The organism is Aeromonas sp. 600527, from assembly GCF_049175415.1.
Taxonomy (GTDB): domain Bacteria; phylum Pseudomonadota; class Gammaproteobacteria; order Enterobacterales; family Aeromonadaceae; genus Aeromonas; species Aeromonas veronii_A.
In genome coordinates, this window is record NZ_JAAKVA010000011.1 from 126,209 (window position 1) to 148,255 (window position 22,047).

Sequence of the window (22,047 nt, forward strand, 5' to 3'; positions counted from 1 at the left end):
GCGGCCGACTTATTCGTCGTGCTTGCACTCACCGGTAGCACAGTGACCGTAGAGGTAGAGGCTGTGGTTGGTGAGACGGATATTGAATTTTTTGGCGATCTCGCGCTGACGCTGTTCGATCACTTCGTCGGAGAACTCGATCACCTTGCCGCAGTCGAGGCAAACCAGGTGGTCGTGGTGCTCCTGAGTGGCCAGCTCGAATACTGACTTGCCACCTTCGAAGTGGTGACGGGTAACGATACCGGCATCATCAAACTGGTTGAGAACGCGATAGACGGTAGCGAGACCAATCTCTTCACCCAGGTCGATCAGTCGTTTATAGAGATCTTCGGCGCTGGTGTGCTGGCAGTCCGGCTGTTGCAGGATTTCCAGGATTTTGACCCGGGGCAAGGTGATCTTGAGCCCGGCCTTTTTTAACGCTTGGTTGTTGTCTGCCATATTCTACTTATTCGCATTCTCGAAGGTGGGGTTATTCTGATGGACTGCCGCAGGAATGGCAACCTTGAACTCGCTTGGCCTGTCATTATAGGTCGTAGCCTCCCTAAAAATAAACCCAGCAATTCAAGGGGTTTAGCCATAAATGGCCGGTTGGATTGAAATAATCAATCGTGTCGTCCGACTTGCTGGCATGGCAGATGTTGATAAGATGTAACTTTCATATTTCTGGTCGGATGAGATCCATGGATTGGCTTTTTGACAATGCGGCCTGGGTGCGCCGCGCACTCAACGCCTGGCCCCCTTTCTGGGGTGCCGGTATCAAGATAGAGACCCTGAGCGATGACTTTCGCTACTGCCGGGTGACCCTCAAATCCCGCTGGTGGAACAAGAACGCCAACCGCACCCAGTTTGGCGGCAGCATGTTTGCCATGACGGACCCCATCTATCCGCTGATGCTGATGGGCTACTTCAAGAATCGCTACTACGTCTGGGATAAGGCGGGCAGCATCAACTACATCAAGCCCGGCAAGGGCAAGCTGGTGGCCGAGTTCAACCTGACCGAGGGCAAGTTGACCGAAATCATGGCGGCGACCGAAGGTGGCAACAAACACTTCCCCGAATTCGAGGTTACGGTACAGGACAAGAGCGGCGAGCTGGTGGCGCAGGTCAAGCGCACCCTCTATGTGCGAGCCAAACCGGAGCACAGAGGTGAATAACAGGGGAGAATGAAGGCAGGCATCGCCACTTGCAGATACAACAAGGGCCCGTCAGGGCCCTTGTTGTCAGAGGTATGAGGGGAAGCGGATTACTCCAGTTCGCCCAGGCACATCTCTTCGTGCAACTGCTTGCACCAGCCCTTGACGCGCTCGGCGGTCAGCTCCGGCTGGCGATCTTCATCGATACCCAGACCGACAAAGTGCTTGTCATCGACCAGTGCCTTGGAGGCTTCGAACTCGTAGCCTGCAGTCGGCCAGTGACCGATGATGATGGCGCCTTTGGCTTCGACGATGTCACGCAGGGTGCCCATGGCGTCGAGGAAGTATTCGGAATAGTCTTCCTGATCACCGCAACCGAAGATGGCGACCAGCTTGTTGGTGAAGTCGATTTCGCCCAGATCGGGGAAGAAGTCGTCCCAGTCGGCCTGGGCTTCGCCGTAGTACCAAGTCGGGATGCCGAACATCAGCAGATCAAAGCTCTCGATGTCGGCCTTGCTGCTCTTGGCGATGTCACGGACTTCAATCAGGTTTTTGCCCAGCTCTTTCTGGATCATCTTGGCGACAGCTTCGGTGTTACCGGTATCGCTGCCAAAAAACAGACCTACACTTGCCATAGTGTTTAGTTACCCGTATTTGGTGTTAATGCTCAACGCTCAGACTGCAATGTCCACCGCAAAGGCGGACTCAATCTGTTGTTTCAGGATAGATTGGATCAGCTCGGCTCGGCTGATGTTCTGTTGTAACGCAAGTTGGTTCAGGCGCTCCAGCAACTCGGCCTCCACCTTTAACTCTACCCGCTTCAGCCCATTTTCCCGATCGCGCTTAAGCTGGTTACGCTTGTTGATCTTGAGCTGGGTCTCGCGGGGGAGTGGATTGGTCTTTGGCCTGCCGGGGCGCTTCTCATTTGCGAACAGATCCAGTGTTGTTCGATCAGTTTGCTGTTTGGCCATACATCACAGATGAAAATAAGTTAGCCGAGTCCTGAGCCTTCCCAGCCCAGTTCGATCAGCCCCTTGGCGACAAAACCCGCACAACCCAGAAACAGTACCAACCAGACGATAAAACGACCGAAACGGGGCACGTTGCCGCGCTTGAGCACGTCCTGAATGGCCAGGCCAATCAATATGAAAATGGCCACAAAGAATAACTTGAGGCCCAAACTTTCGATCAGGTCGATATGTTCACTTAGCATGGATTGCGCACACTCCTTATGACCGGCGCACTATATCACAAAGGATTTGAAACTGTTAACCGCCTGTCGACAGGAAATCCACAACCAATTTGTTGAACAGAGCCGGTTTTTCCGCATGCAGCCAGTGGCCGGTACCCGCGATGACACGCACCTTTGCCGCCGGGAATTGGGCCAGTGCCGTCTCGCTGTATTGGGGCTGCATATAGTCAGAATCCCCCCCCTTGATAAAGAGCACCGGCCCCTCGAAGCGGCGGTCATCCTCTGGCCAGCCCATGATGTTGGCGTAGTTTTGCTCAAGGGCGGGCACATTGAAGCGCCACCCCCAGCCATGCTCGCCTCTGGCGAAGGATTTGAGCAGGAACTGGCGTACCCCGGCGATCTCGATGTGCTGCGCCAGCATGGCTTCCGCTTCACTGCGGCTTTGCGGCGGCGTGCGCAGTGTGGCGTTGAGTCCGGCGAACACATTCTGGTGGCGGGAATGGGGATAGGCGACTGGCGCCATGTCGGCCACTACCAGCTTGGTCACCCGCTCAGGCGCCAGCTTGGCGACCTGCATCGCCACCTTGCCGCCCATCGAGTGGCCAATCAGGGTCGCTTCGGCAATATTCAGCCGATCCATCAGGGTCAGGATATCGGCTGCTTGGGCCGGATAGCTCATCTCGCTGCTATGAAAAGAGGCACCGTGGTTGCGCAGATCGACGCTGATGACACGATAGTGCTCGCCGAGGGCGCGGGCCAGCAGGCCGAGGTTGTCGAGGCTGCCAAACAGGCCGTGGATCAGAATGACTGCCGGGCCCTGACCCTGCTCCTTGAAGTTCAATATGCTGTTTTGTTGCAAAATGACACCTTGTCGGTCGTGAGTGCGTATCGCTGTTTTATTTAACGCACTGGAAAGAAAAGGATTTCGTCCAGCGGATGGGAAATAAATGTGGTTTTTTTTCTAAAAAATCCCGTCCGGATCGGCTATCAGTGCGGCTGATCACACACTTGGCCCACTATTATGCCGTATTCTCGATGAGATTCATGTACATCTGCCAGCCCCTTGCTTGGGCTGTCGGGTTTGCCTATGTATAATCGCCGCATCCGAATTTCGACGAGTCCAGCGCATCCCTATGAAAACCATCGAGCTTGATGACGATCTCTACTTCTATATCGCCAGCCAGACCCGGCACATCGGTGAGAGTGCCTCCGATATCCTGCGCCGTCTGCTGGAACAGCCTGCTCATCAACGTGTGCCGGTTACCGAGCCCGTTGCCGTCGCGCAGCCCAGTGCGGTAGCCACCCAACAAGGGCTGCAAGCCCTGCTCGATTCCGGTGAGCTGCAAAAGGAAGAGAAGTCCATCAACCGCTTCATGCAGGTGCTCAGTACCCTCTACCGGGACGATCCGGTCGGGTTTACCCAGGCCACCGAAATCAAGGGGCGCAAGCGCGTCTATTTCTCGCAGGATCCCGAGGCTCTGCGTGCCAGTGGCAGCACCACCAAGCCCAAGCCGGTACCGGAAACCCCGTTCTGGGTGATCACCAACACCAACACCAGTCGCAAGCAGAACATGGTCGCTCAGCTGATGAGCAGCATGGGTTACGGCGACGAGGTGATCGCGCAGGTGTGCGGCGCAATCTAACGGTTTTTCAAGACTCAGGCCTTGCTCGGCAAGGCCGCCATTACGCAAGGAAAACGCCATGGCTCAGCATTCCCACGCCGGTCAGCCGGCCCGTTTAAGCGACCTGACCAATATTCCCCGTCTGGTCAGCGCCTACTACCTCAACAAGCCGGACATGAGCCGCCCCGAGCAGCGAGTTGCCTTCGGTACCTCCGGCCACCGCGGCAGCGCCCTGCACAGTGCCTTTACCGAATCCCATATTCTGGCGGTGACTCAGGCCCTGGTGGAGTATCGCCAGCAGGCCGGTATCACTGGCCCGCTGTTTGTCGGCATGGATACCCACGCCCTGTCCGAATCCGCCTTTGCCAGCGCCGTCGAAGTGCTGGCGGCCAACGGCGTTGAAACCCGCATTCAGGCCGGCCTCGGTTTTACCCCGACCCCGGTCATCTCGCACGCCATCCTGCGCCACAATGCCGGCAAACCGGCTGCCCGTGCCGACGGCGTGGTGATCACCCCGTCCCACAACCCGCCGGAAGATGGTGGCTTCAAGTACAACCCACCCCATGGTGGCCCCGCCGAAGGGGAGATCACCAAGTGGGTGGAAGACCGTGCCAACGCGATTCTGGAAGCGGGTCTGGCTGGCGTGAAACGGATGCCGTTCGCCGAGGCGCTCAAGAGCCCGTTCGTGGTCGAGCACGACTATGTCACCCCCTATGTGGATGATCTGAAGAACGTGCTGGACATGGATGCCATCAAGGACGCGGGCATCAAGATCGGTGTCGATCCGCTGGGCGGCTCCGGCGTCGCCTACTGGGACGTCATCGCCAAGACCTATGGTCTGAACATCGAGGTGGTGAACTACAAGGTCGACCCGACCTTCTCCTTCATGACCCTGGATAAAGACGGCAAGATCCGGATGGACTGCTCCAGCCCGTTCGCCATGGCCAGCCTGATCGCGCTCAAGGACAAGTTCGACATCGCCCTTGGCAACGACCCTGACTACGACCGTCACGGCATCGTTACCAAGTCCGGCCTGATGAACCCGAACCACTATCTGGCGGTGGCAATCCAGTATCTGTTTACCCATCGCACCGGCTGGTCTGCGGATGCGGCCGTTGGCAAGACGCTGGTATCCTCTTCGATGATCGACCGGGTTGCCGGTGAGATTGGCCGCACCCTGAAAGAGGTGCCGGTCGGCTTCAAGTGGTTCGTGGATGGCCTCTACAGCGGCGAGTTCGGCTTTGGTGGCGAGGAGAGCGCGGGCGCCTCCTTCCTGCGCAAAGATGGCACCGTCTGGACCACTGACAAGGATGGCTTCATTCTGGCGCTGCTGGCGGCGGAAATTCTGGCGGTCACCGGCAAGGATCCGCAGGCTCATTACGACGCACTGGAAGCCAAGTTTGGCCGCTCCAGCTATCGCCGTATCGACGCCCCGGCCAACAGCGCCCAGAAAGCGGTGCTCTCCAAGCTGGATCCGGCATTGGTAGAAGCCTCAACGCTCGCTGGTGAGCCCATCATTGCCAAGCTGACCAAGGCACCTGGCAACGATGCCGCCATCGGCGGTCTCAAGGTGGTGACCGAGAACGGCTGGTTCGCGGCGCGCCCCTCCGGTACCGAGTCCATCTACAAGATCTATATGGAGAGCTTCAAGGGCGACGCGCACCTCGACCTCATCCAGCAAGAGGCCCAGCAGATCGTCTCCGCGGCACTGGCCAAGGCAGGCGTCTAAATTAGGTAGCCATCCTTGAGCCCCTGATGGGGTGGAACGTTGGATATAACAAAGGAGCCATAATGGCTCCTTTTTCATTGTCTGTTTTATGCCAGCGAGTTGTCAGCGCGCCGCCTTCACCGCCAGCCCCAACTGCCATACCGCCATGGCGTAGTGGGTGCTGTGGTTATAGCGGGTGATGGTGTAGAAGTTGGGCAGACCGTACCAGTATTGGTAGCCGGTGCCCACATCGAGGCGCAGCAGGCTCGCTTCGCTGTGGTTGCCGAGGGTGCTGGTGGGGGTGAGCCCTGCGCGGCGCAGGGTAGCGACCGGGTAGCGGGTCTGGAAGCCATGCTCATAGCCGGGCAGTTGGCCCTGACCGCGCACCGCAACCGGTTGGCCTTTCTCCCAGCCGTGGGCCTTGAAGTAGTTGGCGACGCTGCCGATGGCATCTACCGGATCCCACAGGTTGGTGTGGCCGTTGCCATCAAAGTCCACCGCATAGCGCTGGAAGCTGGAGGGCATAAACTGGCCGTAGCCCATGGCGCCCGCATAGGAGCCCTTGGGTTCGGTGGGATCCATCCCCTCGTCGCGGGTCATCACCAGGAAGGCTTCCAGCTCGCTCGTGAAGAACTCGGCGCGGCGCGGATAATCAAATGCCAGAGTGGCCAGCGCATCCAGAATGCGGGTCTTGCCCATCACCCGGCCCCAGCGGGTCTCCACCCCGATAATGCCGACGATGATCTCCGGCGGCACCCCGTAGATCTGCTCCGCACGGTTCAGCTCGCTTGCGTATTCACGCCAGAAGTTGACGCCGTTCTGTACGTTGTCCGGGGTGATGAACTTGGCGCGATAGCGGTTCCAGGCACCGGTCGGGCCAGTGGGCTTCGCGGTGGTCGGCGCCTGGGCATCCATCAGGCGGATGATCCAGTCGTAACGCTCTGCCTGTGCCAGCACCTGATGCAGCTGGGCGTTGTCAAAACCGTGCTTCTCGACCATTTTCTGGACGAACCTGTCCACGTTGGGGCGATTGGCGAAGTCCCCCTTGCTAACCCCTTGTGTATAAACGGGTTTGCTCGATGGCGCCTGATTGATAAAGGCGCTCTTGGGCTGGGGGACGACCACGGGCTTTGGCGCTGGGGCGCTGCTGCAGCCACCGAGCAGGGGGAATAACGACAGAGTGAGAAGAGAGGCAAGGCGACGCATAGGGTTCTCAAAGAGACTGATAAAAGTGCCGTCATGGTAAAACATTGTCATCCCCGTGCAAGTGTTCCGTGTGCCTTGTTTGCCGCCAATTCATCGTGCGATGGATTAGCCCTCCGGTGAGGGCTGTGCTGTTTAGGGCTGGGGGGGACGTAGCGTGTGGTAGCCGCTCCAGAGTCGGGTCAGGGTGGTGATGGCGCAGAGCAGGGCAAAGCCGTAGGCGAGCGGGGCGAAGGCGGCGGGCCACAGGCACATCAGCACAAAGAGGGCGATGGTCTCGCTCCCCTCGGTGAGGCCGCCCAGATAGTAGAGGGATTTGTGGTGGTAGACCGGATTGTCGATGCCCCGCTTGCCCGCCATGATGGCAAACGCCAGAAAGCTCGAGCCGGTGCCCATAAAGGCAAACAGCAGGGTGGCGGCGGGCAGCGCATTGGCGGGGGCGGCGAGGGCAAAGCCCAGCACCACGGCGGCGTAGAAAATAAAGTCGAGGGTGATGTCGAGAAAGCCGCCGCAGTCGGTGATGCCGGTTTCCCGCGCCACGGCGCCATCGAGCCCGTCCAGCAGCCGGTTGAGCAGAATGGCTGCGAGCGCCCATTGATAGCAGCCAAAGGCCAGTAGCGGCAGCGCCAACATGCCGATGGCAAAGCCGGTGAGGCTCACCTGATTGGCACTGATCCCGGCGCGGCAGAGCGGTTTGGCAAGCTGGGTGAGGGGGCTGCGGATCACGGGGATCAGATGGCGATCAAACAAGGTGAACACTCCTCGGTTAACAGTGGCATTCGGTGAGGTTGAGTATGGTGCCCGGTGCGTCTTCCGCATCGTGGGTCACCAAGATGGCGGGGATGGCCAGCGCCTTGATCTGCGCGAACACCAGCTCGCGAAAGGCGGCCCGCAGCGGCTTGTCGAGGCGGGAGAAGGGCTCGTCCAGCAGCAGGGCGTCGGGTTCCGCCAACAGCGCCCGCAGCAGACTGACCCGCGCTCGCTGACCCCCTGACAACAGTTGTGGCAGCTTGTCAGCCTGATCCGCCAGTGCGACCTGTGCCAATGCGGTCAGCGCCTTTTCCCGCCGCGCACGTTTTCCCTTGATGATCGCAGGCATGCCGAACATCAGGTTCTCCGCCACTGTCAGATGGTCGAACAGCAGGTCATCCTGAAACAGCATGCCGATGCGCCGCGCTTGCGCAGGCAAGGTGTTGAGTGGCCGCTCGCCGAGCCTTATCTCCCCCTCCAGCCGGATCGGGCCATTTTCTGTCTGCGCGCTCGGTAGTACCCCGGCCAGCCCCGCCAGCAGGGAGCTTTTGCCGCAGCCGCTTGGCCCCATCAGGGTCAATACCTCGCCGGGGGCCACCTGCAGGGGGGGCAGCGAAAGCAGCAGATTTTCATCAAGGTAAAGTCGAAGAGGCGTGGTGCTCAGCATATGGCTGTTTCCATCGTGAGAGTTCATCGTGAGCCGCCCCCCTTGAGCGCCGGATTGATCCGCGCTGGCAGCCATAGCGCCAGCAGATAGATAACGAGCGGCAGCAGCAGTTGCAGCAGGCCGTAGAGCCCCGCCAGCCGCCGGTTGAGGCCGCTGCCGATGGCCACCGCTTCGGTGGTGATGGTGACCACTCTGCCAGCACCAAAGAGCAGGGTCGGCAGATACTGGGCCAAACTCACCGCCGCCCCGACGCTGAAGGCAAACAGCAGCGGGCGCGCCAGCAGCGGCGCTTTCACTTGCCACCAGGCTCGCCATGGCGTTGCCCCCAGCAGCAGGGCGCTCTGGGTGATCCGTGGATCGAACTGGCGATAGGGGCCGTGCAGACACAAATAGACATAGGGAAAGACAAACAGCAGCTGGCTCCAGAGCACCCAGCCCCAGCCAATGCCGCTGCTTATCGAGTCATGTGCAAGCCAGTCCAACCCGAGCCGGATACCAAACAGCAGGCTCGCCTGTGGCAGCAACAGCGGCAGGCAGATGAGCCAGAGCGGCCAGGGGCGGCGCCCGGCTTGCGCCTCCAGACTACACACCGCCATCATCAGTGCCAGCAAGCCGCTCACCAGCGCCAGCAGTACGCTGGTTGCCAGCAGTGGCAGCAGGGTTGGCAGCAGATCCAGCCAGTAATGACTGCTCCACTGGCTGGGCCAGAGGGCGGGAAAGGGCCAGCGGCGCGCCAGTGACCAGAGTAGCAGGGCCGCCAGCACCGCCAGATTGAGGGTGATCAGAGTGAGTGCAGAGCCTGCTGCGAGCCGGTTGGCAAAGGAGTGGGACGCAGCTCGTTTGCCATCGAGCCAGCAGCCTTTGCCCACCTCTTGATGAAGCCACTCCAGTAATCTGAGCATGGCGATCAGCAGCGCCGTGATAGCGAGCAGCAGCAGGGCGCCGCTGGCGGTGGCGCCGCGCCAGAGCAGATCCGGATCCTGATACCAAAGCCACAGCCGTACCGCCAGCGGGGCGGGGGTGTCAGGCCCGAGCAGCTGGGCGAGATCCACCACCGCCACTCCGTAGGCCGCCACCGCATAGATGGGCAGGCGCAGGGCAGGCCAGAGGGCGGGCAGCAGCAGGCGCCACCAGATCTGGGGGGCGCTGAAGCCAAGGCTTGTCCCCAGCCACTGCTGGCGTGCCAGCTGGATGGGTTGCTGCGCGGCCATCGCCATCAGCAGCAAAAAGGGGGTCTCCTTGAAAACGAACAGTGCAATCAGCCCGAGCCCCCAAGGATCCCGAATGGTTTGCCAATCGGGGGGAAGATCAAACCCCGTTAGAGCTGGCGAGAGGAGCCGCAGCAGCCAGCCGGAGGGGGCGAGCAGAAAGGCAAAGCCGATGGCAAAGGCGACGTGGGGCATTGCCAGCATGGGCGAGAGCAGACGGCGGAGCAGCCCGAAAGCCCGGCTGTCGCTGTGGGCCAGCAGCAGTGCTGTCATCAGCAGGCTGCCAAGGGTGGAGGCGGCGCCAATCCACAGACTCAGCGCTGCTGAGTACCAAAGACCGGGTTGGGCCAGCAGCAAGGCGAGATGAGAGGCGGCCATCCCCTCCGCCAGCAGTTGCCACAGCCCCGCCAGCAATGGGATGACGAAGAGCGCCAGATAAATGACCGCCATCCCCACATTCATACTGGGGTGGCGTGTCAACCGGCGCCACGGTCGGGAGCGGGTAAGCGGGTGACCAGCAGCACTCATCAGTGGCCGTAGCGCTCGGCCCAGGCTGCTTCCAGCTTGAGCTGCCAGCTGGGGTGAGGCTCGGCCACCGCTTTGAAGCGCAGTGCCGGTTGCTCTTTGGCGGAGTCAGGCAGGGCATCGGCCTGCAGCACGCTGGGATCACCCCAGAAAGCCGGATTGGCTTTTCGTGCCTGCGCCGCCGGGCTCAGCAGGAAGTTGGCCACCACCTTGGCACCCGCACGGGCACTGGCGTTGAAGGGGATGGCGAGAAAATGGCTGTTGGTGAGCGCCCCTTTCTCCATGGCGACTGCCTCCACACTGGGGGGCAGGGCACCAATCTGAGCGGCGCTCTGCGCCTCCTGCGGGTTGAAGCTGATGGCCATGGCCAGTTCGCCATCATCGAGCAGTTGGCGGGTCTCGGCGGCGCTGGTAGGGAACAGTTTACCCTTGCGCCAGAGCGCCGGGTGCAGCTCATCGAGCCAGGCCCAGAGCGGGGCGGTGAGTTGGGCAAAATCGCTCTCGGTCGCCTCCCGATAGAGGGGGGCGGGATCCAGGGTCAGCTCCAGCAGGATCTGCTTGAGGAAACTGGAGCCATGGAACTGGGGCGGCTTGGGATAGGTGAAGCGGCCGGGATGGGCCTTGGCCCATGCCAGCAGGGCTGCAGCCGAGGTGGGCGGGCTGGCGACCTCTTCGGTATCGACCATCAGATTGAGCTGGCCGATGCCCCAGGGGGCTTCCAGCCCTTCCACCGGCAGGGTGAAGTCCTCACTCACCGGCAGGCTGCTGTCGACCAGCGCCATGTTGGGCAGCTCGGCGGTAAAGGGAGCGCCAAGCAGCCCCTGCTCCTTGAGCGCCTTGAAGTTCTCGCCGTTGACCCAGAGCAGGTCGATGGGGCCGCCAGCTTGCTTGCCCGCCTGCTTGTTGGCCAGCAACTGGCTGACGCTCTGGGCAATGTCATCCACCTTCACCTGCACCAGTTTGACCTGATAGTCGCGCGCCAGCTCCTGCCCGGCCCACACCAGATAGGCGTTGATCTCCGGGCTGCCGCCCCAGGCGTTGAAGTAGACGGTCTGTCCCTTCGCCTCCTCAAGGGTCCGTTGCCAGTTATCGTCTGGGTTGGCCGCCAACAGCGGGCCGCTGGCCAGCAGGGGCAGGGCGCACAGCAGCGCATTTAGCCGCTGTTTGAGCCGAGATCTGCAGTGTGAGTTGAGGTGTGAGCAGAGCTGTGAGAATGGCTTGAGCATAAACGTTTCTCTGGTTGTCAGGCGCCACGGCGCCAGCGGTGATAACGGGCCAGCAACGCCAGCACCCGGGTGGGCTGGTGGGCCCGTTTCCATTCACCCGCCACATATTTGTTCCCCTCCATCAGGGTGGGATAGGCGTGAATGGTGCCGAGGATCTTGCCAAGGCCAAGGCGGTGACGCATGGCGAGCACGAACTCGGCGATCCGCTCACCGGCGTGAGTGCCCACTATGGTGGCGCCAAGGATAGTATCCTTGCCCGGCACGGTCAGCACCTCGACAAAACCGTGGCGCTCCCCATCGGCAATGGCACGATCCAGCTCGGCCAGCTCGAAGCGGGTCGCCTCGAAGGAAATCCCCTGCGCCTCGGCTTCCTTGCGATTGAGGCCGACCCGGGCAATCTCCGGCGTGGTGTAGGTGGCCGCCGGAATGACCCGATAGTCGGCCCGAAAGCGCTTGAACTGACCAAACAGGGCATTGACCGCCGCATACCAGGCCTGATGGGCGGCGAAGTGGGTGAACTGGTAAGGGCCCGCTACGTCTCCCACCGCCAGTATGCTGGGGAAGTTGGTGGTGAGGAAGCCATCGACCGCTAGGGTGCCGCGGGGGGCAAGCTCGACCCCCAATGCTTCGAGCCCGAAGCCGCTGACGTTGGCGACCCGACCCAGTGCCAGCAGCAGCTGATCGCCTTCAACTATTTGCGTCTCGTCGCCACGGCGCAGTTGCAGTCGGATGGGGAGATCCCCCTCGGCTGCGGGCAGATAGTCGGCTCGTTCGGCGCGCCAACCGGTGAGTAGCTGCACGCCATCGCGGCTCATCTGCCCGGCCAGCGCATCGGCGACCGCTCGATCTTCGCGGGGCAGCAGTTGCTCCGAGAGTTCCACCAAGGTCACGGGAATGCCGAGCAGAGCGAAGCTCTGGGCCAGCTCGCAGCCGATGGGGCCACCGCCCAGCACCAGCAGGCGGCGCGGCGGGGTGCGCAGCTGCCAGAGGCTATCCGAGGTGAGGTAAGGCACCTGATCCAGCCCCGGCAGCTTGGGCACCAGCGGCCGAGCGCCGGTGGCGATAACGATATGGCGGCTGGCAAGGCGCTTGCCGTTAACCTCCACCTCCCAGGGGGAGACCAGCCGCGCCTCTCCTTCGATGCACTCCACTCCAAGCCCCTGATAGCGTTCGATGGAGTCGTGGGGCTCGACCTCCTTGATCACCTCAGCCACCCGTGCCATCACCGCCGCAAAATCGGCGCGGGAGTGGCTTTGGCTAAAGCCCAGCTCGTCGGCTTTACGCTGCTCTGCGGCAAAGCGGGCGCTTCGGATCAGCGCCTTGGAGGGGACACAGCCGCTGTTGAGGCAATCGCCCCCCATCTTGTGCTTCTCGATGAGCGCCACCTTGGCCTTCACTGCTGCCGCGATATAGCTGGTAACCAACCCACCTGCACCGGCACCGATCACCAGCAGGTTGTAGTCATAGCGAGCGGGTTTACGGTAAGGGGCGAGCAGGCGCCGTTGGGCGAGGTGTGTGGTCAATTTCTTGACCAGCCAGGGCATCAGCCCCAGCAGGGTCAACGCGACCATCAGGCCGGGGGAGAGAATATTGCCGGTGCTGGTCAACTGGCCAAGCTCGCTGCCCGCCAGCACATAGACGAAGGTGCCGGGCAGCATGCCAAGCTGGCTGACCCAGTAGTAGGTGCTGACTCTGATGGAGGTGAGCCCCATCAGCAGATTGACCAAAAAGAAGGGGAAGATGGGGATGAGGCGCAGGCTGAGCAGATAGAAGGCTCCCTCCTTCGCCATGCCGGACTGAAAGGTGGCCAGTTTGTCGCCAAAGCGCTGCTCAACCCAGTCGCGCAGCAGAAAGCGGGCGCTGAGAAAGGCTAGGGTCGCGCCTAGGGTGCTGGCAAAGGAGACCAGCAGCAGCCCCCAGGCGACGCCGAACACAGCGCTGCCACCCAGAGTGAGCAAGCTGGCGCCGGGCAGGGAGAGGGCTGTGCTCAGCACATAGACAAGCACGAACAGCAGGCTGGCCGAGACAAAGTGGCTGTCAACCCATTGCGCCACTGCCGCCTGCTGGGCCTGCAAGGCGTCCAGAGTGAGGTAACGGCCAAGATCGAGAGCAAAAAAGGTGCCGATAAGGCCCCCCATCACCAGTGCAAGCAGCAGGCGGGTCCGGTTCATCAGGCGTCCTTGCTGTCTGGCTGGGCAGGGCGTTCCGGTTGCACCGGCAGCTGACAGAAGCCCTGCGGCGCGATATCGAGGGCGGCGTTGAACTTGGCCGACATGTTCTGGAATGCGATAAGGCCGGTCAGCTCCACCATGGCATCGTCGTTGAACCAGGGCTTGAGGCGGGCTGCCTGCTCATCGCTCACCCCATCGAGGCCAGTCATCGCTTCGGTGTAGTCGAGCACCGCTTTTTCCCGCTCGTCGAACAAGGGGCTTTCGCGCCAGTTGGCTAGCGCCTCCACCTTCTCGCTGGAGCCGGCTCTCTTTACCAGGGTCATGGCATTGATGTCGACGCAAAAACGACACCAGTTGAGCTGGGAGACCCGCACCGTCACCAGCGAGCGCAGCACGGGGTCGATGGGGGAGCGCTTGCGGTTGATGACGCCGTAGAGGGTGGCGACGGCGGCAAAGAGGCGCGGCGAGCGGCCCCAGCACTTGCCCGGAATAAGCACCTGACCATAGTTGCGCTTTTGCAGCCAGAAAAAGGGGCGGATAAACCAGGCATATTCCCGGTCGGGTTTGACCTCAACGCGCATCAGTTACCTTCTTGTTGTTTCACACTTACGGTTTCAAGTTGGGTTTGTAGGCCTGACCGAGGCGCTCGTTCAGGCGGGTCAGGAAATCCTCGATCCGCGCCCGGTTGGTGCCCAGATCGCTTTGCCCCTGACGGGAGGCTGATCGCATATCGATGCGGGTCTCTTTGGGGCCAGCAAAGACTCGCAGCGCCACATCATCCTGAAAGCCGAACCAGCCGGTGGTAACCACCGCATCCAGACCGTCGGGGCTGGGTCGTACCTGCCAGCCCAGCTCCTGCATCAGTTCGTTGGCTTCAATCACCACTTCGGCAGGAGAGGCCCTGGTAAAGAGAGGACCGGGTTTTGCCTCAACTGCTTTCAGCGGAGCGCTATTTATTGGCAGATCCTGCGCTGTTCTCAGCTCTGCCGCCCAGCGTAGCTGGGGGGGATTGTAGGGATCTGTGCTCACATCGTTGATCAGCGGCATGCGCAGCGCCTGTGCCACAAATGTCAGGGGCAGCAGTAGCGGTAAGGCGCCAAGGCCGCTGGCGTAGCGGTTGCGGCTCCAGGGCAGACGCACCAGCAAGATCAGGGAGACAAGGGCTCCGATGAGACAGATCGCAAAACCTATCCACCAGGGCCAGAGATGAAGGCGGCTGCCGAGGGCGCCAGCGAGCGGGAGTAACCAGGCCAGCAGGGGCCACAAGCAAGAGCGGGGCATAGCACGGGATCCATCGTCGAATGTGGACAATGCCGAGAAGGATAAACTTAATTGCCTGATAACGTTAGTAAATTGATGAGAGTTTGGCGTGGTTTTGGTCAGTTTTGCGAGGGGAATGCAGAGGGAGGTGAAGCCCGCCTGACGGGAGCTTCACCGAGAAAATGGTCAATTGCAATGACTTAGTTGCGATAGAGCACTTTGATCAGATGGAAGCCGAACTTGGTGCGCACCGGCCCCAGCACCTTGAGCAGTTCGCCTTTGAATACCGCATCGTCAAAGGGCTTGACCATATCCCCCTTGTTGAACTCCCCCAGATCGCCGCTGCGTTTTGCAGAAGCGCAGGTGGAGAAGCGCTTGGCCATCTGGCCGAAGTCGGCTCCCTTCTCGATCTTCTCCTTGATCTCCAGACACTGTTTTTCGGTCTTGACCAGAATGTGCTGGGCACAGGCTTTTTTCATCGGGGCGCTCCTGGGAGTGATGGCGAAGGTTGTTAACGCCAAGGGTGGTGGCAAATCGGGGCGCAAGAGTACCCCAATTTGCCACCGGCGTCAGCCATCACAGCCCGTCACTTGTCGGCGCACGCCAGCACTGTTACTGGCGAGCGCGGGTGGCCAGCATGGCGCGGGGACGCGCTTGCCAGATGATCTCCAGCCCGAGCAGGGCGTAGAGGCTCCAGATGGCCAGCGGATTGAGCCACTCCCCCCCCAGTTGCAGGGTCATCAGGGCGCAACCTGCCAGCAGCAAGGTGATCCCCGGCAGCCGCCAGTGGACGGGCAGGGGGGCCAGCAACGCCATCGCCAGCAAAATGCCGAGGCCAAACGGCAGGTTCAGGGCGGTAAAGGCCAGCGCCTGTTGGCCACCCATGCCGGTCAGCAGGGCCAGCAGAGCGCTGCAACAGGCGAGAAAGGTGATGAACTCGAGACGATCGGCAATATAGTCAGCCATCTGTTCGCTACGTGCATGCATGATGTGTCTCCTTCAGTTGATGGTTCAAGTGTGAGGGAGGGACGTCTGTAAAGGCAGCGGGATAATTCGATTGCGCTGAACGAGCAATTCTTAATCACCCGCTACGGCGGGCTTTAGGGTGTGCCGGGCCTGTTAAACGGTGAGGGTGGGGCGATGCCGACAAACTCTGTCGTGGTGGGTTTCTGGTTGCAAAGAGAGGAGGAGAGGTGACAAATGGTGCCTGATGGTGGGGTGAGCCTTATTCAGGGCAGGTCAATTCGCTTCCATCGGGAAAGCGGGCGGCGTCATTGTCACCAAAATGTGTGATTTGTGGTCAACCTCTTAAAAGATATGGCGAATTTGCCAATGGCGCCGCGCTGTCGCTGGCCGATGCCTATGTTAGGATAAGGTTCGCCATTTTTCTGGCGCGCATTTTTGTGTCGCGGCCATGCACTGCATGGCGTGCTGCGCCGCATTCGGGGTTGGCCCGAAAGGGCGCTGGTTTCCTTCACCACAGATTCAGGAATATTGACCTTTGACAGGATGCATTTCATCCCTGCTGGCAGGGCGTTCACTGTCCGGCCCTGCGTTTCGCCGCGGCCTGCGGGTACTGGGGGTGGGCCTGTTGCTGTCGCTGCTGGCTTCGCCCGCGTTTGCCGCCAAGCTCACCTATCAGGTCAAGGGGTTGAAAGGGGAGAACAAGGATAACGTCGAAGCCTACCTCAATGCCCTGCCAGTTTATCAGGAGCGGCAATACCGCCCGGCCCGCGCCAAAATCACCGAGAGCGTGCAAAAGGCGCTGCAGGTTTATGGCTACTACCAGCCGAAAATCACCCTGAGACGCGACAAGAAAACCCCGTCCAAAGTGGTGATTGAGGTGGACAAGGGGGAGCCGGTCATCGTCTCCCGCCTCGATATTCTGCTTGAGGGGGATGCGGGCAGCGATGAGCTCTACAGCGCCCTGCTGGACAAGTTGCCCCTCAAAGAGGGGGAGCCCCTCAACCACGCCAAATATGAATCCATCAAGGCCGATCTGGGCAGTCTCGGGCTGGCCCGCGGTTACTTTGATGCCAAGCTGAGCAAGAGTCAGGTCAAGGTGTTCCCGGACAAGGGGACGGCAGAGATCTTTATTCTGTTCGAATCGGGCCATCGCTACCGTTTTGGCGAGATCCGCTACGACGCGACACCCGAAGCGCTTCACCTTATTCGCCCGCTTATCAACATCAAGAGCGGTGACCCCTATCTCGCCATCCGTCTGGCCGAGATGTCGCAGGATGTCTCCTCCACCAAGCTGTTCCGTCAGGTCGATATCAAGCCGGTATTGAGCGAGGCGAGCAACTATCGGGTTCCCATCGCGGTGACGCTGGATAACCGGGTCGATCACGAAATCGAGACCGGTATCGGTTACGCCACCGACGTGGGGCCGCGGATGAGTGCCACCTGGGAGAAGCCCTGGGTCAACCGCTATGGTCACCGTCTGTTTGCCACCGCCAAGGTGTCGGCGCCGGAGGCAGAGCTCAGCTTCGACTACCAGATCCCGGTGGGTAACCCGCTGCGGGACTACTACTCCATCCAGACCGGTTACCAGTACAAGGACAACAACGATACCCGCTCCGATCTCACTACCATCGGTGTGCACCGCTGGACGCGACGGCCGGAGAGCTGGGATCGGGACGTCTTTATCCGGTTGGAGAACGAGATCTATACCCAGGGCGCCGACGAGGGGAACAGCTTGCTGCTGATCCCGGGAGTCTCCTGGTCCCGGCTGCGGGTGCGCGGCACCCTGGTGCCTGACTGGGGGGATCGCCAGCAGCTGACGCTGGAGTTCTCAGACCCCAGATGGGGCTCCGACATCAGCTTTATGCGGGTGTGGGGGCGCAGCAAGTGGCTGCGAACTCTAGGCGATAACCACAGATTCCTGATGCGGGCAGAGCAGGGGGCCATCATAGGTGACAGCTTCTCGTTGGTGCCGCCGTCTTTGCGCTTCTTTACCGGTGGCGACCAGACGGTGCGCGGCTTTGGTTACGAGAGCATCTCCCCCACCGGGCCGGATGGCAAGCTGACCGGTGGCCGCTACACCAGCGTGGCCAGTCTGGAATACAACTACCGCTTCAGCGAGAAGTGGCTGGGGGCCATGTTTGTGGATGGCGGTACCTCCACCACCGATTACAGCGAACCCTGGAAAATAGGTACCGGCGTCGGTGTGCGCTGGGTCACCCCCATCGGTCAGGTCAGGCTGGATCTGGCGGTCGGGGTATCAGAGGAGGACAAGCCCTTGCGGCTGCATTTCGCATTGGGGCCTGAATTATGATGTTGTCTAAACGCTATTTTATTTGGCCGCTGCGGCTGTATCTTGCGCGGGGGTCTGCATTGTGATCTGGCTAAAACGCATTTTTCTCTGGCTGATGGGGCTGGTGTTCCTGCTGCTCATCGGCGTCAGCCTGCTGGGCTTTACCCATCAGGGCAACAAGTGGTTGTGGCAACAGGCCAAGGGGGCGTTGCCCTCTCTCAAGGGGGAGCTGGTGGCCGGTCAGCTTGGCTATGGCTGGACCCTGGAAGGGGCGGGCTGGCAGGATGAGCTGGTGGATGTTACGGTGGAGCGCGCCGTGCTCGATTGGGATCTGGGCAAATTGCTGCAGGGCAAGCTCTGGATAAAATCCTTGGAGCTGACCCATCCGGTGGTCAAGGTAGCCGACTCCGAGCCAGCACCGGAAGAGCCTTCCGAACCCTTTGTCTGGCGCCCGCTGCCACTCAAGATCCAGGTCGATAGCCTCAAGGTAGCCGATCTCGATCTAGCGGTGCCCGGTGTGGCTGTGACCCTGGGGTCCCTCGATATCGGCGCTACCCTCAACCGCAAGGGGCTGATTATACGCGGCCCGGTGCTCGATAACCTGAAGGTGACGCTGGATGACGCGGCACCCGCCAGCGCAGCCAAATCTGCCAAGCAGCCGGCCGCTAACGAGAAGCAAGCCGGTGCTGCGGTGGCGCGCAACGACAAGGCCAGCGCCGAGACAGCCAAACAGGGCAAAGGGACGCCAGCTGCGAACACGGCAAAGGCTGCCCCCATTCTCCTGCCCGCCGTTCATCTTCCTTTCCCCATCCAGCTGGAAGGGGTCAGCGCGACCTGGGTGCAATATAAGCAGGGCGAGCTGATTGAAGGGCTCGACAGGCTGCTGCTGTCGGCCACTGCTGCCGACGATCGCATCGAGGTGCGCGAGTTCTCGCTACGCCACGCCATGGCCGATCTGGCGCTCAAGGGCCATATCCAACTCAGTGACGACTACCCGCTGGCGGTGACGCTGGATGCCAAGGCCCGCAAGGGACTGCTGGATGGCGAGTTGCAAGGGGAGCAGGCCACGCTGGCGCTGAACGGTTCGGTTGGCAAGCTGGGGTTGGCGTTGTCGGCCAAGGGGCCGGTTGCCGCCAATCTCAAGGGCTCGCTGGCCGCCCTCGACCCAGATCTGCCCTTTGATCTGGCCCTCGACTGGAAGAGCCTCGGTTGGCCGTTGCACAAGCCTGCCAAAGATGAGCCGAGCTATCGGCTGGACAAAGGGAGCCTGATTGCCAAGGGCAAGCTCTCCGGCTATCAGTTTGCCCTCAATACCTCCGGCAAGGGAACCGATGTCCCCCCCTTCAAGCTCGCGCTGGACGGGAAGGGGGATCTTGAGCGGCTCAGCAAGATCGCCTTACAGCTCAACGCCCTCAAGGGGGAGCTGAAGCTCGATGGCAAGCTCGCCTGGAACAAGGGGATCGAGTGGCAGGGAACCACACTGTTCAAGGGGATCAATCCGGCCGAGCTGCTGCCCGAGCTGAAAGGGACGCTGGCCGGTGACCTGGAGAGCCGTTTCGTGATGAACGAAGCGGGCCACTGGGAGCTGAAACTGCCCAAGCTCAAGGTGGATGGCAAACTCAACCAGTACCCGCTGGCCCTCAAGGGGGAGCTTAGCGGCAACGACAAGATGGAGTGGCTGATCCCGGCGCTCTCGCTGCAAAGTGGCCCCAACCAGTTGCAGGCCAAGGGCAGTATCAGCAGCGCCCAGTGGAAGCTCGATGCCAACCTGCAGGCTCCCCAGCTGGGGGGCATCTATCCCGGCCTGAAAGGAGATATCAAGGGGCAGGTGAAGGTCAGTGGCAATCAGCAGACGCCAAAAATCGATGCGGATCTCGCCTCCGAGCGGCTCTACTATGCCGGCACCGACCTGAAGGGCATTAGCCTCAAGGGCAATGCGGTGATCGGCGCCAAACCGGCCGGTGAGCTCGCGTTGTTGGTGGCGCAGCTGAAACAGGGGGAGACCAAGCTCAGCCAGATGGCCCTGAACCTCAGCGGCGATATCAGTCAGCATCTGTTGACCCTGACCATGAAGGGTGACCCTGTTGCGGCCAACCTCAAACTGGGTGGCGGCGTGCGCGGGGATCACTGGCGCGGGGCGCTCTCCGAGTTGCAGTTGAAAACCCCGCTGCGCCGTTGGGACTTGAGCTCCCCCTGGGCACTGGATCTCGATCTGCCGCGTCAGCGGCTGGCGATGGGGGATCTCTGCCTCGGCTCCCAGGGGGCCAGCCTCTGCGTCAAGGGGAGTCAGGTCTCCGCTGCGCAGGGGACTCTGGAGTTTGCCCTGAGCGAGTTTGATCTCAAGCGGCTACGCCCCTGGTTGCCGGACAACTTCCGCTGGCAAGCGATGCTCTCGGCTGATGGCCGCGCCAGCTGGCGCGGCCATCAGCCGACCCTGCATGCGGTGGTACGCACCACGCCGGGCACTTTTGTGGCAGATGGCCTCAAGACCGACTATCAGCAGCTGGCTCTGGCCCTTGATTTCGAGCGGCAGCAGGCGGCCATTCGCCTCGATTTTGCCTCCAAGCAGATCGGCAATATCGATACCGACCTGCTGATCAGGGAGCCTGCCGGTCGCGGTCTGCTCGGCGGTCAGCTCAAGTTTGACGATCTCAAGCTCAATACCTTTGCGCCGCTGATCCCTGAGGTGCGCTCCCTGCAAGGGATCATCTCCGCCGATGCCCGTTTCGACGGCACCCTGGCGGCGCCCCTGCTGTTTGGCCAGCTCAACCTGCGTGACGGTGAAGTGCAGACCCACTCCGATATGGTGACCCTGACCAAGTTGGTGACCCGCCTCAAGATCGAGGGCAACCGCGCCGAGCTCGATGGCTCCATGCTGGTGGGCAAGGGGCCGCTGGCGTTGGGCGGCTGGCTCAGCTGGGCCAAGATGCCGGTCAGCGGCAGCCTCACCATTCAGGGTAAGGATCTGGAGGCACAATATCCGGGCATGGGCCGGGTCAGAGTCTCGCCCGATATCGCGGTGTCGCTGGGGGAGGAGACCCGCATTACCGGTCAGGTGGATATTCCCTGGGCGCGCATTCTGGTCAAGAGCCTGCCGGATTCGGCAGTGGCGGTCTCCGACGATGTGACCGTGGTCTATGACGATCTGCCCCCTGCACCCAAGCAGGCCAGCCTGCCGCTGGCGATGAAGGTGGCGATCCGCCTTGGCAACGATGTGAAGCTCGATGCCATGGGGCTTAAGACCGATGTTTCGGGCGGTCTCAATATCCGTCAGGATCCCGAGAAGCCGCTGGCAGGCAACGGCCAGTTGGTGCTGAGCAACGGCCGCTTCAAGGCCTATGGTCAGAACCTCATCATCAAGGAGGGGCGGATCCTCTTCTCCGGTCCGCTGGATCGGCCGTTCCTCAACATCGAGGCTAACCGGGATCCCGATACCATCGAGGGTCAGGTGACGGTCGGGGTGCGGGTGACTGGCCCTGCCAGCAAGCCGGAGATCACTGTCTACTCAGAGCCGCAGATGGCGCAGTCGGAACAGCTCTCTTATCTGCTGCGCGGCAAAGGGTTGCAGACCGGCGGTGAGGATGGCGGTTTCAACGGTCTGCTGGTGGCCGGAGCGGTGAGTCAGGCCAACGGCGTGGTGTCGAGCATCGGCGAGTCGCTGGGGATGAGCGATGTCTCCCTCGATACCGCGGGCAGTGGCGACAACACCCAGGTGACCCTGTCGGCCTATCTACTCCCGGGCTTGCAGTTCCAGTACGGGGTCGGGGTCTTCAGCCCCATCGCCGAATTCAAGCTGCGCTACGAGGTATTGCCACGGCTCTATCTACAGGCGATGAGCGGAGTGGCTCAGGCGGTTGATATCTTCTATCGCTTTACCCTGTAACGCGTCACTCTGTAGCAAGGCAGAGATGAGAGTAAAACGGGAGGCGCAGGCCTCCCGTTTTTATTGCGTGATTGGCAGCAGGCCACTGCTATAAGGCACTGGAGGGAAGAGAAATAGCAGATGGGGCAGGCCAGATATGCGAAAACCCGGCGCCAGACCGGGTTTGCTGAATGATGGTGGAGGGAGAAGGATTCGAACCTTCGAAGGCAGAGCCGTCAGATTTACAGTCTGATCCCTTTGGCC

The 22,047-nt window shown here is 61.1% G+C and carries 20 protein-coding genes; 5 read left to right on the top strand and 15 right to left on the bottom strand.

Going from position 1 to position 22,047, the window contains the following annotated elements:
• Window positions 1–9: 9 nt before the first annotated feature.
• On the bottom strand, window positions 10–438 hold the full coding sequence (fur, locus tag G5154_RS14475) for a ferric iron uptake transcriptional regulator (RefSeq protein ID WP_005334301.1): 429 nt from the start codon (window positions 436–438) through the stop codon (window positions 10–12).
• A 242-nt stretch (window positions 439–680) separates the two neighbouring features.
• Between fur and G5154_RS14480 the strand changes: the two genes are divergently transcribed.
• Window positions 681–1,154 carry a DUF4442 domain-containing protein gene (locus tag G5154_RS14480; RefSeq protein WP_180993667.1) on the top strand — a complete coding sequence of 158 codons (474 nt, stop codon included), beginning with the start codon at window positions 681–683 and terminating at the stop codon, window positions 1,152–1,154.
• An 89-nt stretch (window positions 1,155–1,243) separates the two neighbouring features.
• Here G5154_RS14480 and fldA read toward each other — a convergent pair whose 3' ends face one another.
• The 4 genes from fldA to G5154_RS14500 are packed head-to-tail and all read right to left on the bottom strand — an operon-like array spanning window position 1,244 to window position 3,184.
• Complete coding sequence (fldA, locus tag G5154_RS14485) at window positions 1,244–1,768, bottom strand: flavodoxin FldA (RefSeq protein WP_005334298.1); 525 nt, start codon at window positions 1,766–1,768, stop codon at window positions 1,244–1,246.
• Window positions 1,769–1,807: 39 nt separating this feature from the next.
• Entirely contained in the window at window positions 1,808–2,104 is a 297-nt protein-coding gene (ybfE, locus tag G5154_RS14490) for a LexA regulated protein (protein WP_005334297.1), read from the bottom strand.
• A gap of 20 nt (window positions 2,105–2,124) precedes the next feature.
• Window positions 2,125–2,346 carry a DUF2788 domain-containing protein gene (locus G5154_RS14495; protein WP_005334296.1) on the bottom strand — a complete coding sequence of 74 codons (222 nt, stop codon included), beginning with the start codon at window positions 2,344–2,346 and terminating at the stop codon, window positions 2,125–2,127.
• 55 nt (window positions 2,347–2,401) lie between these two features.
• Complete coding sequence (locus G5154_RS14500) at window positions 2,402–3,184, bottom strand: alpha/beta fold hydrolase (RefSeq protein ID WP_421251100.1); 783 nt, start codon at window positions 3,182–3,184, stop codon at window positions 2,402–2,404.
• A 274-nt stretch (window positions 3,185–3,458) separates the two neighbouring features.
• Here G5154_RS14500 and seqA point away from each other — a divergent pair, with 274 nt between their 5' ends.
• Window positions 3,459–3,968, top strand: coding sequence for a replication initiation negative regulator SeqA (seqA, locus tag G5154_RS14505; protein ID WP_421251099.1), 510 nt, complete (start codon window positions 3,459–3,461; stop codon window positions 3,966–3,968).
• A 58-nt stretch (window positions 3,969–4,026) separates the two neighbouring features.
• Window positions 4,027–5,676: a phosphoglucomutase (alpha-D-glucose-1,6-bisphosphate-dependent) gene (pgm, locus tag G5154_RS14510; protein ID WP_421251098.1), complete on the top strand. Its 1,650-nt coding sequence runs from the start codon at window positions 4,027–4,029 to the stop codon at window positions 5,674–5,676.
• A gap of 102 nt (window positions 5,677–5,778) precedes the next feature.
• On the opposite strand, the gene mltB is transcribed toward pgm, so the two are convergent.
• The 10 genes from mltB to G5154_RS14560 form a co-directional block, all read right to left on the bottom strand.
• Window positions 5,779–6,861 carry a lytic murein transglycosylase B gene (mltB, locus tag G5154_RS14515; RefSeq protein WP_227340870.1) on the bottom strand — a complete coding sequence of 361 codons (1,083 nt, stop codon included), beginning with the start codon at window positions 6,859–6,861 and terminating at the stop codon, window positions 5,779–5,781.
• A gap of 132 nt (window positions 6,862–6,993) precedes the next feature.
• Window positions 6,994–7,608 carry a CDP-alcohol phosphatidyltransferase family protein gene (locus G5154_RS14520; RefSeq protein ID WP_042010154.1) on the bottom strand — a complete coding sequence of 205 codons (615 nt, stop codon included), beginning with the start codon at window positions 7,606–7,608 and terminating at the stop codon, window positions 6,994–6,996.
• 16 nt (window positions 7,609–7,624) lie between these two features.
• The gene (locus G5154_RS14525) at window positions 7,625–8,275 is read right to left on the bottom strand and encodes an ATP-binding cassette domain-containing protein (protein ID WP_227340868.1); all 651 of its coding nucleotides are present in this window, start codon (window positions 8,273–8,275) and stop codon (window positions 7,625–7,627) included.
• A gap of 23 nt (window positions 8,276–8,298) precedes the next feature.
• Window positions 8,299–9,933, bottom strand: a complete 1,635-nt coding sequence (locus tag G5154_RS14530; protein ID WP_421251097.1) for an ABC transporter permease — start codon at window positions 9,931–9,933, stop codon at window positions 8,299–8,301.
• A gap of 77 nt (window positions 9,934–10,010) precedes the next feature.
• Window positions 10,011–11,234 carry an ABC transporter substrate-binding protein gene (locus G5154_RS14535; protein WP_421251096.1) on the bottom strand — a complete coding sequence of 408 codons (1,224 nt, stop codon included), beginning with the start codon at window positions 11,232–11,234 and terminating at the stop codon, window positions 10,011–10,013.
• A 17-nt stretch (window positions 11,235–11,251) separates the two neighbouring features.
• Window positions 11,252–13,405, bottom strand: a complete 2,154-nt coding sequence (locus G5154_RS14540) for an FAD-dependent oxidoreductase (RefSeq protein WP_421251095.1) — start codon at window positions 13,403–13,405, stop codon at window positions 11,252–11,254.
• The gene (locus tag G5154_RS14545; RefSeq protein ID WP_421251094.1) at window positions 13,405–13,986 is read right to left on the bottom strand and encodes a carboxymuconolactone decarboxylase family protein; all 582 of its coding nucleotides are present in this window, start codon (window positions 13,984–13,986) and stop codon (window positions 13,405–13,407) included. The genes G5154_RS14540 and G5154_RS14545 overlap by 1 nt, the downstream gene beginning before the upstream one ends.
• Before the next feature lie 25 nt (window positions 13,987–14,011).
• Window positions 14,012–14,686, bottom strand: a complete 675-nt coding sequence (locus G5154_RS14550) for a DUF1499 domain-containing protein (RefSeq protein WP_058056019.1) — start codon at window positions 14,684–14,686, stop codon at window positions 14,012–14,014.
• Between the two features lie 179 nt (window positions 14,687–14,865).
• Window positions 14,866–15,144 (bottom strand): peptidylprolyl isomerase, encoded by a 279-nt coding sequence (locus G5154_RS14555; RefSeq protein ID WP_005334269.1) that lies wholly within the window; start codon window positions 15,142–15,144, stop codon window positions 14,866–14,868.
• 133 nt (window positions 15,145–15,277) lie between these two features.
• A complete protein-coding gene (locus G5154_RS14560) occupies window positions 15,278–15,652 on the bottom strand; it encodes a hypothetical protein (protein WP_421251093.1) in 375 nt (124 codons plus the stop codon).
• Between the two features lie 514 nt (window positions 15,653–16,166).
• On the opposite strand from G5154_RS14560, the gene G5154_RS14565 reads away from it, so the two are divergent.
• Both G5154_RS14565 and G5154_RS14570 read left to right on the top strand, forming a co-directional pair.
• Window positions 16,167–17,942 carry an autotransporter assembly complex protein TamA gene (locus G5154_RS14565; protein ID WP_421251092.1) on the top strand — a complete coding sequence of 592 codons (1,776 nt, stop codon included), beginning with the start codon at window positions 16,167–16,169 and terminating at the stop codon, window positions 17,940–17,942.
• A gap of 61 nt (window positions 17,943–18,003) precedes the next feature.
• Window positions 18,004–21,804 (top strand): translocation/assembly module TamB domain-containing protein, encoded by a 3,801-nt coding sequence (locus G5154_RS14570; protein WP_421251091.1) that lies wholly within the window; start codon window positions 18,004–18,006, stop codon window positions 21,802–21,804.
• Window positions 21,805–22,047: the final 243 nt, after the last annotated feature.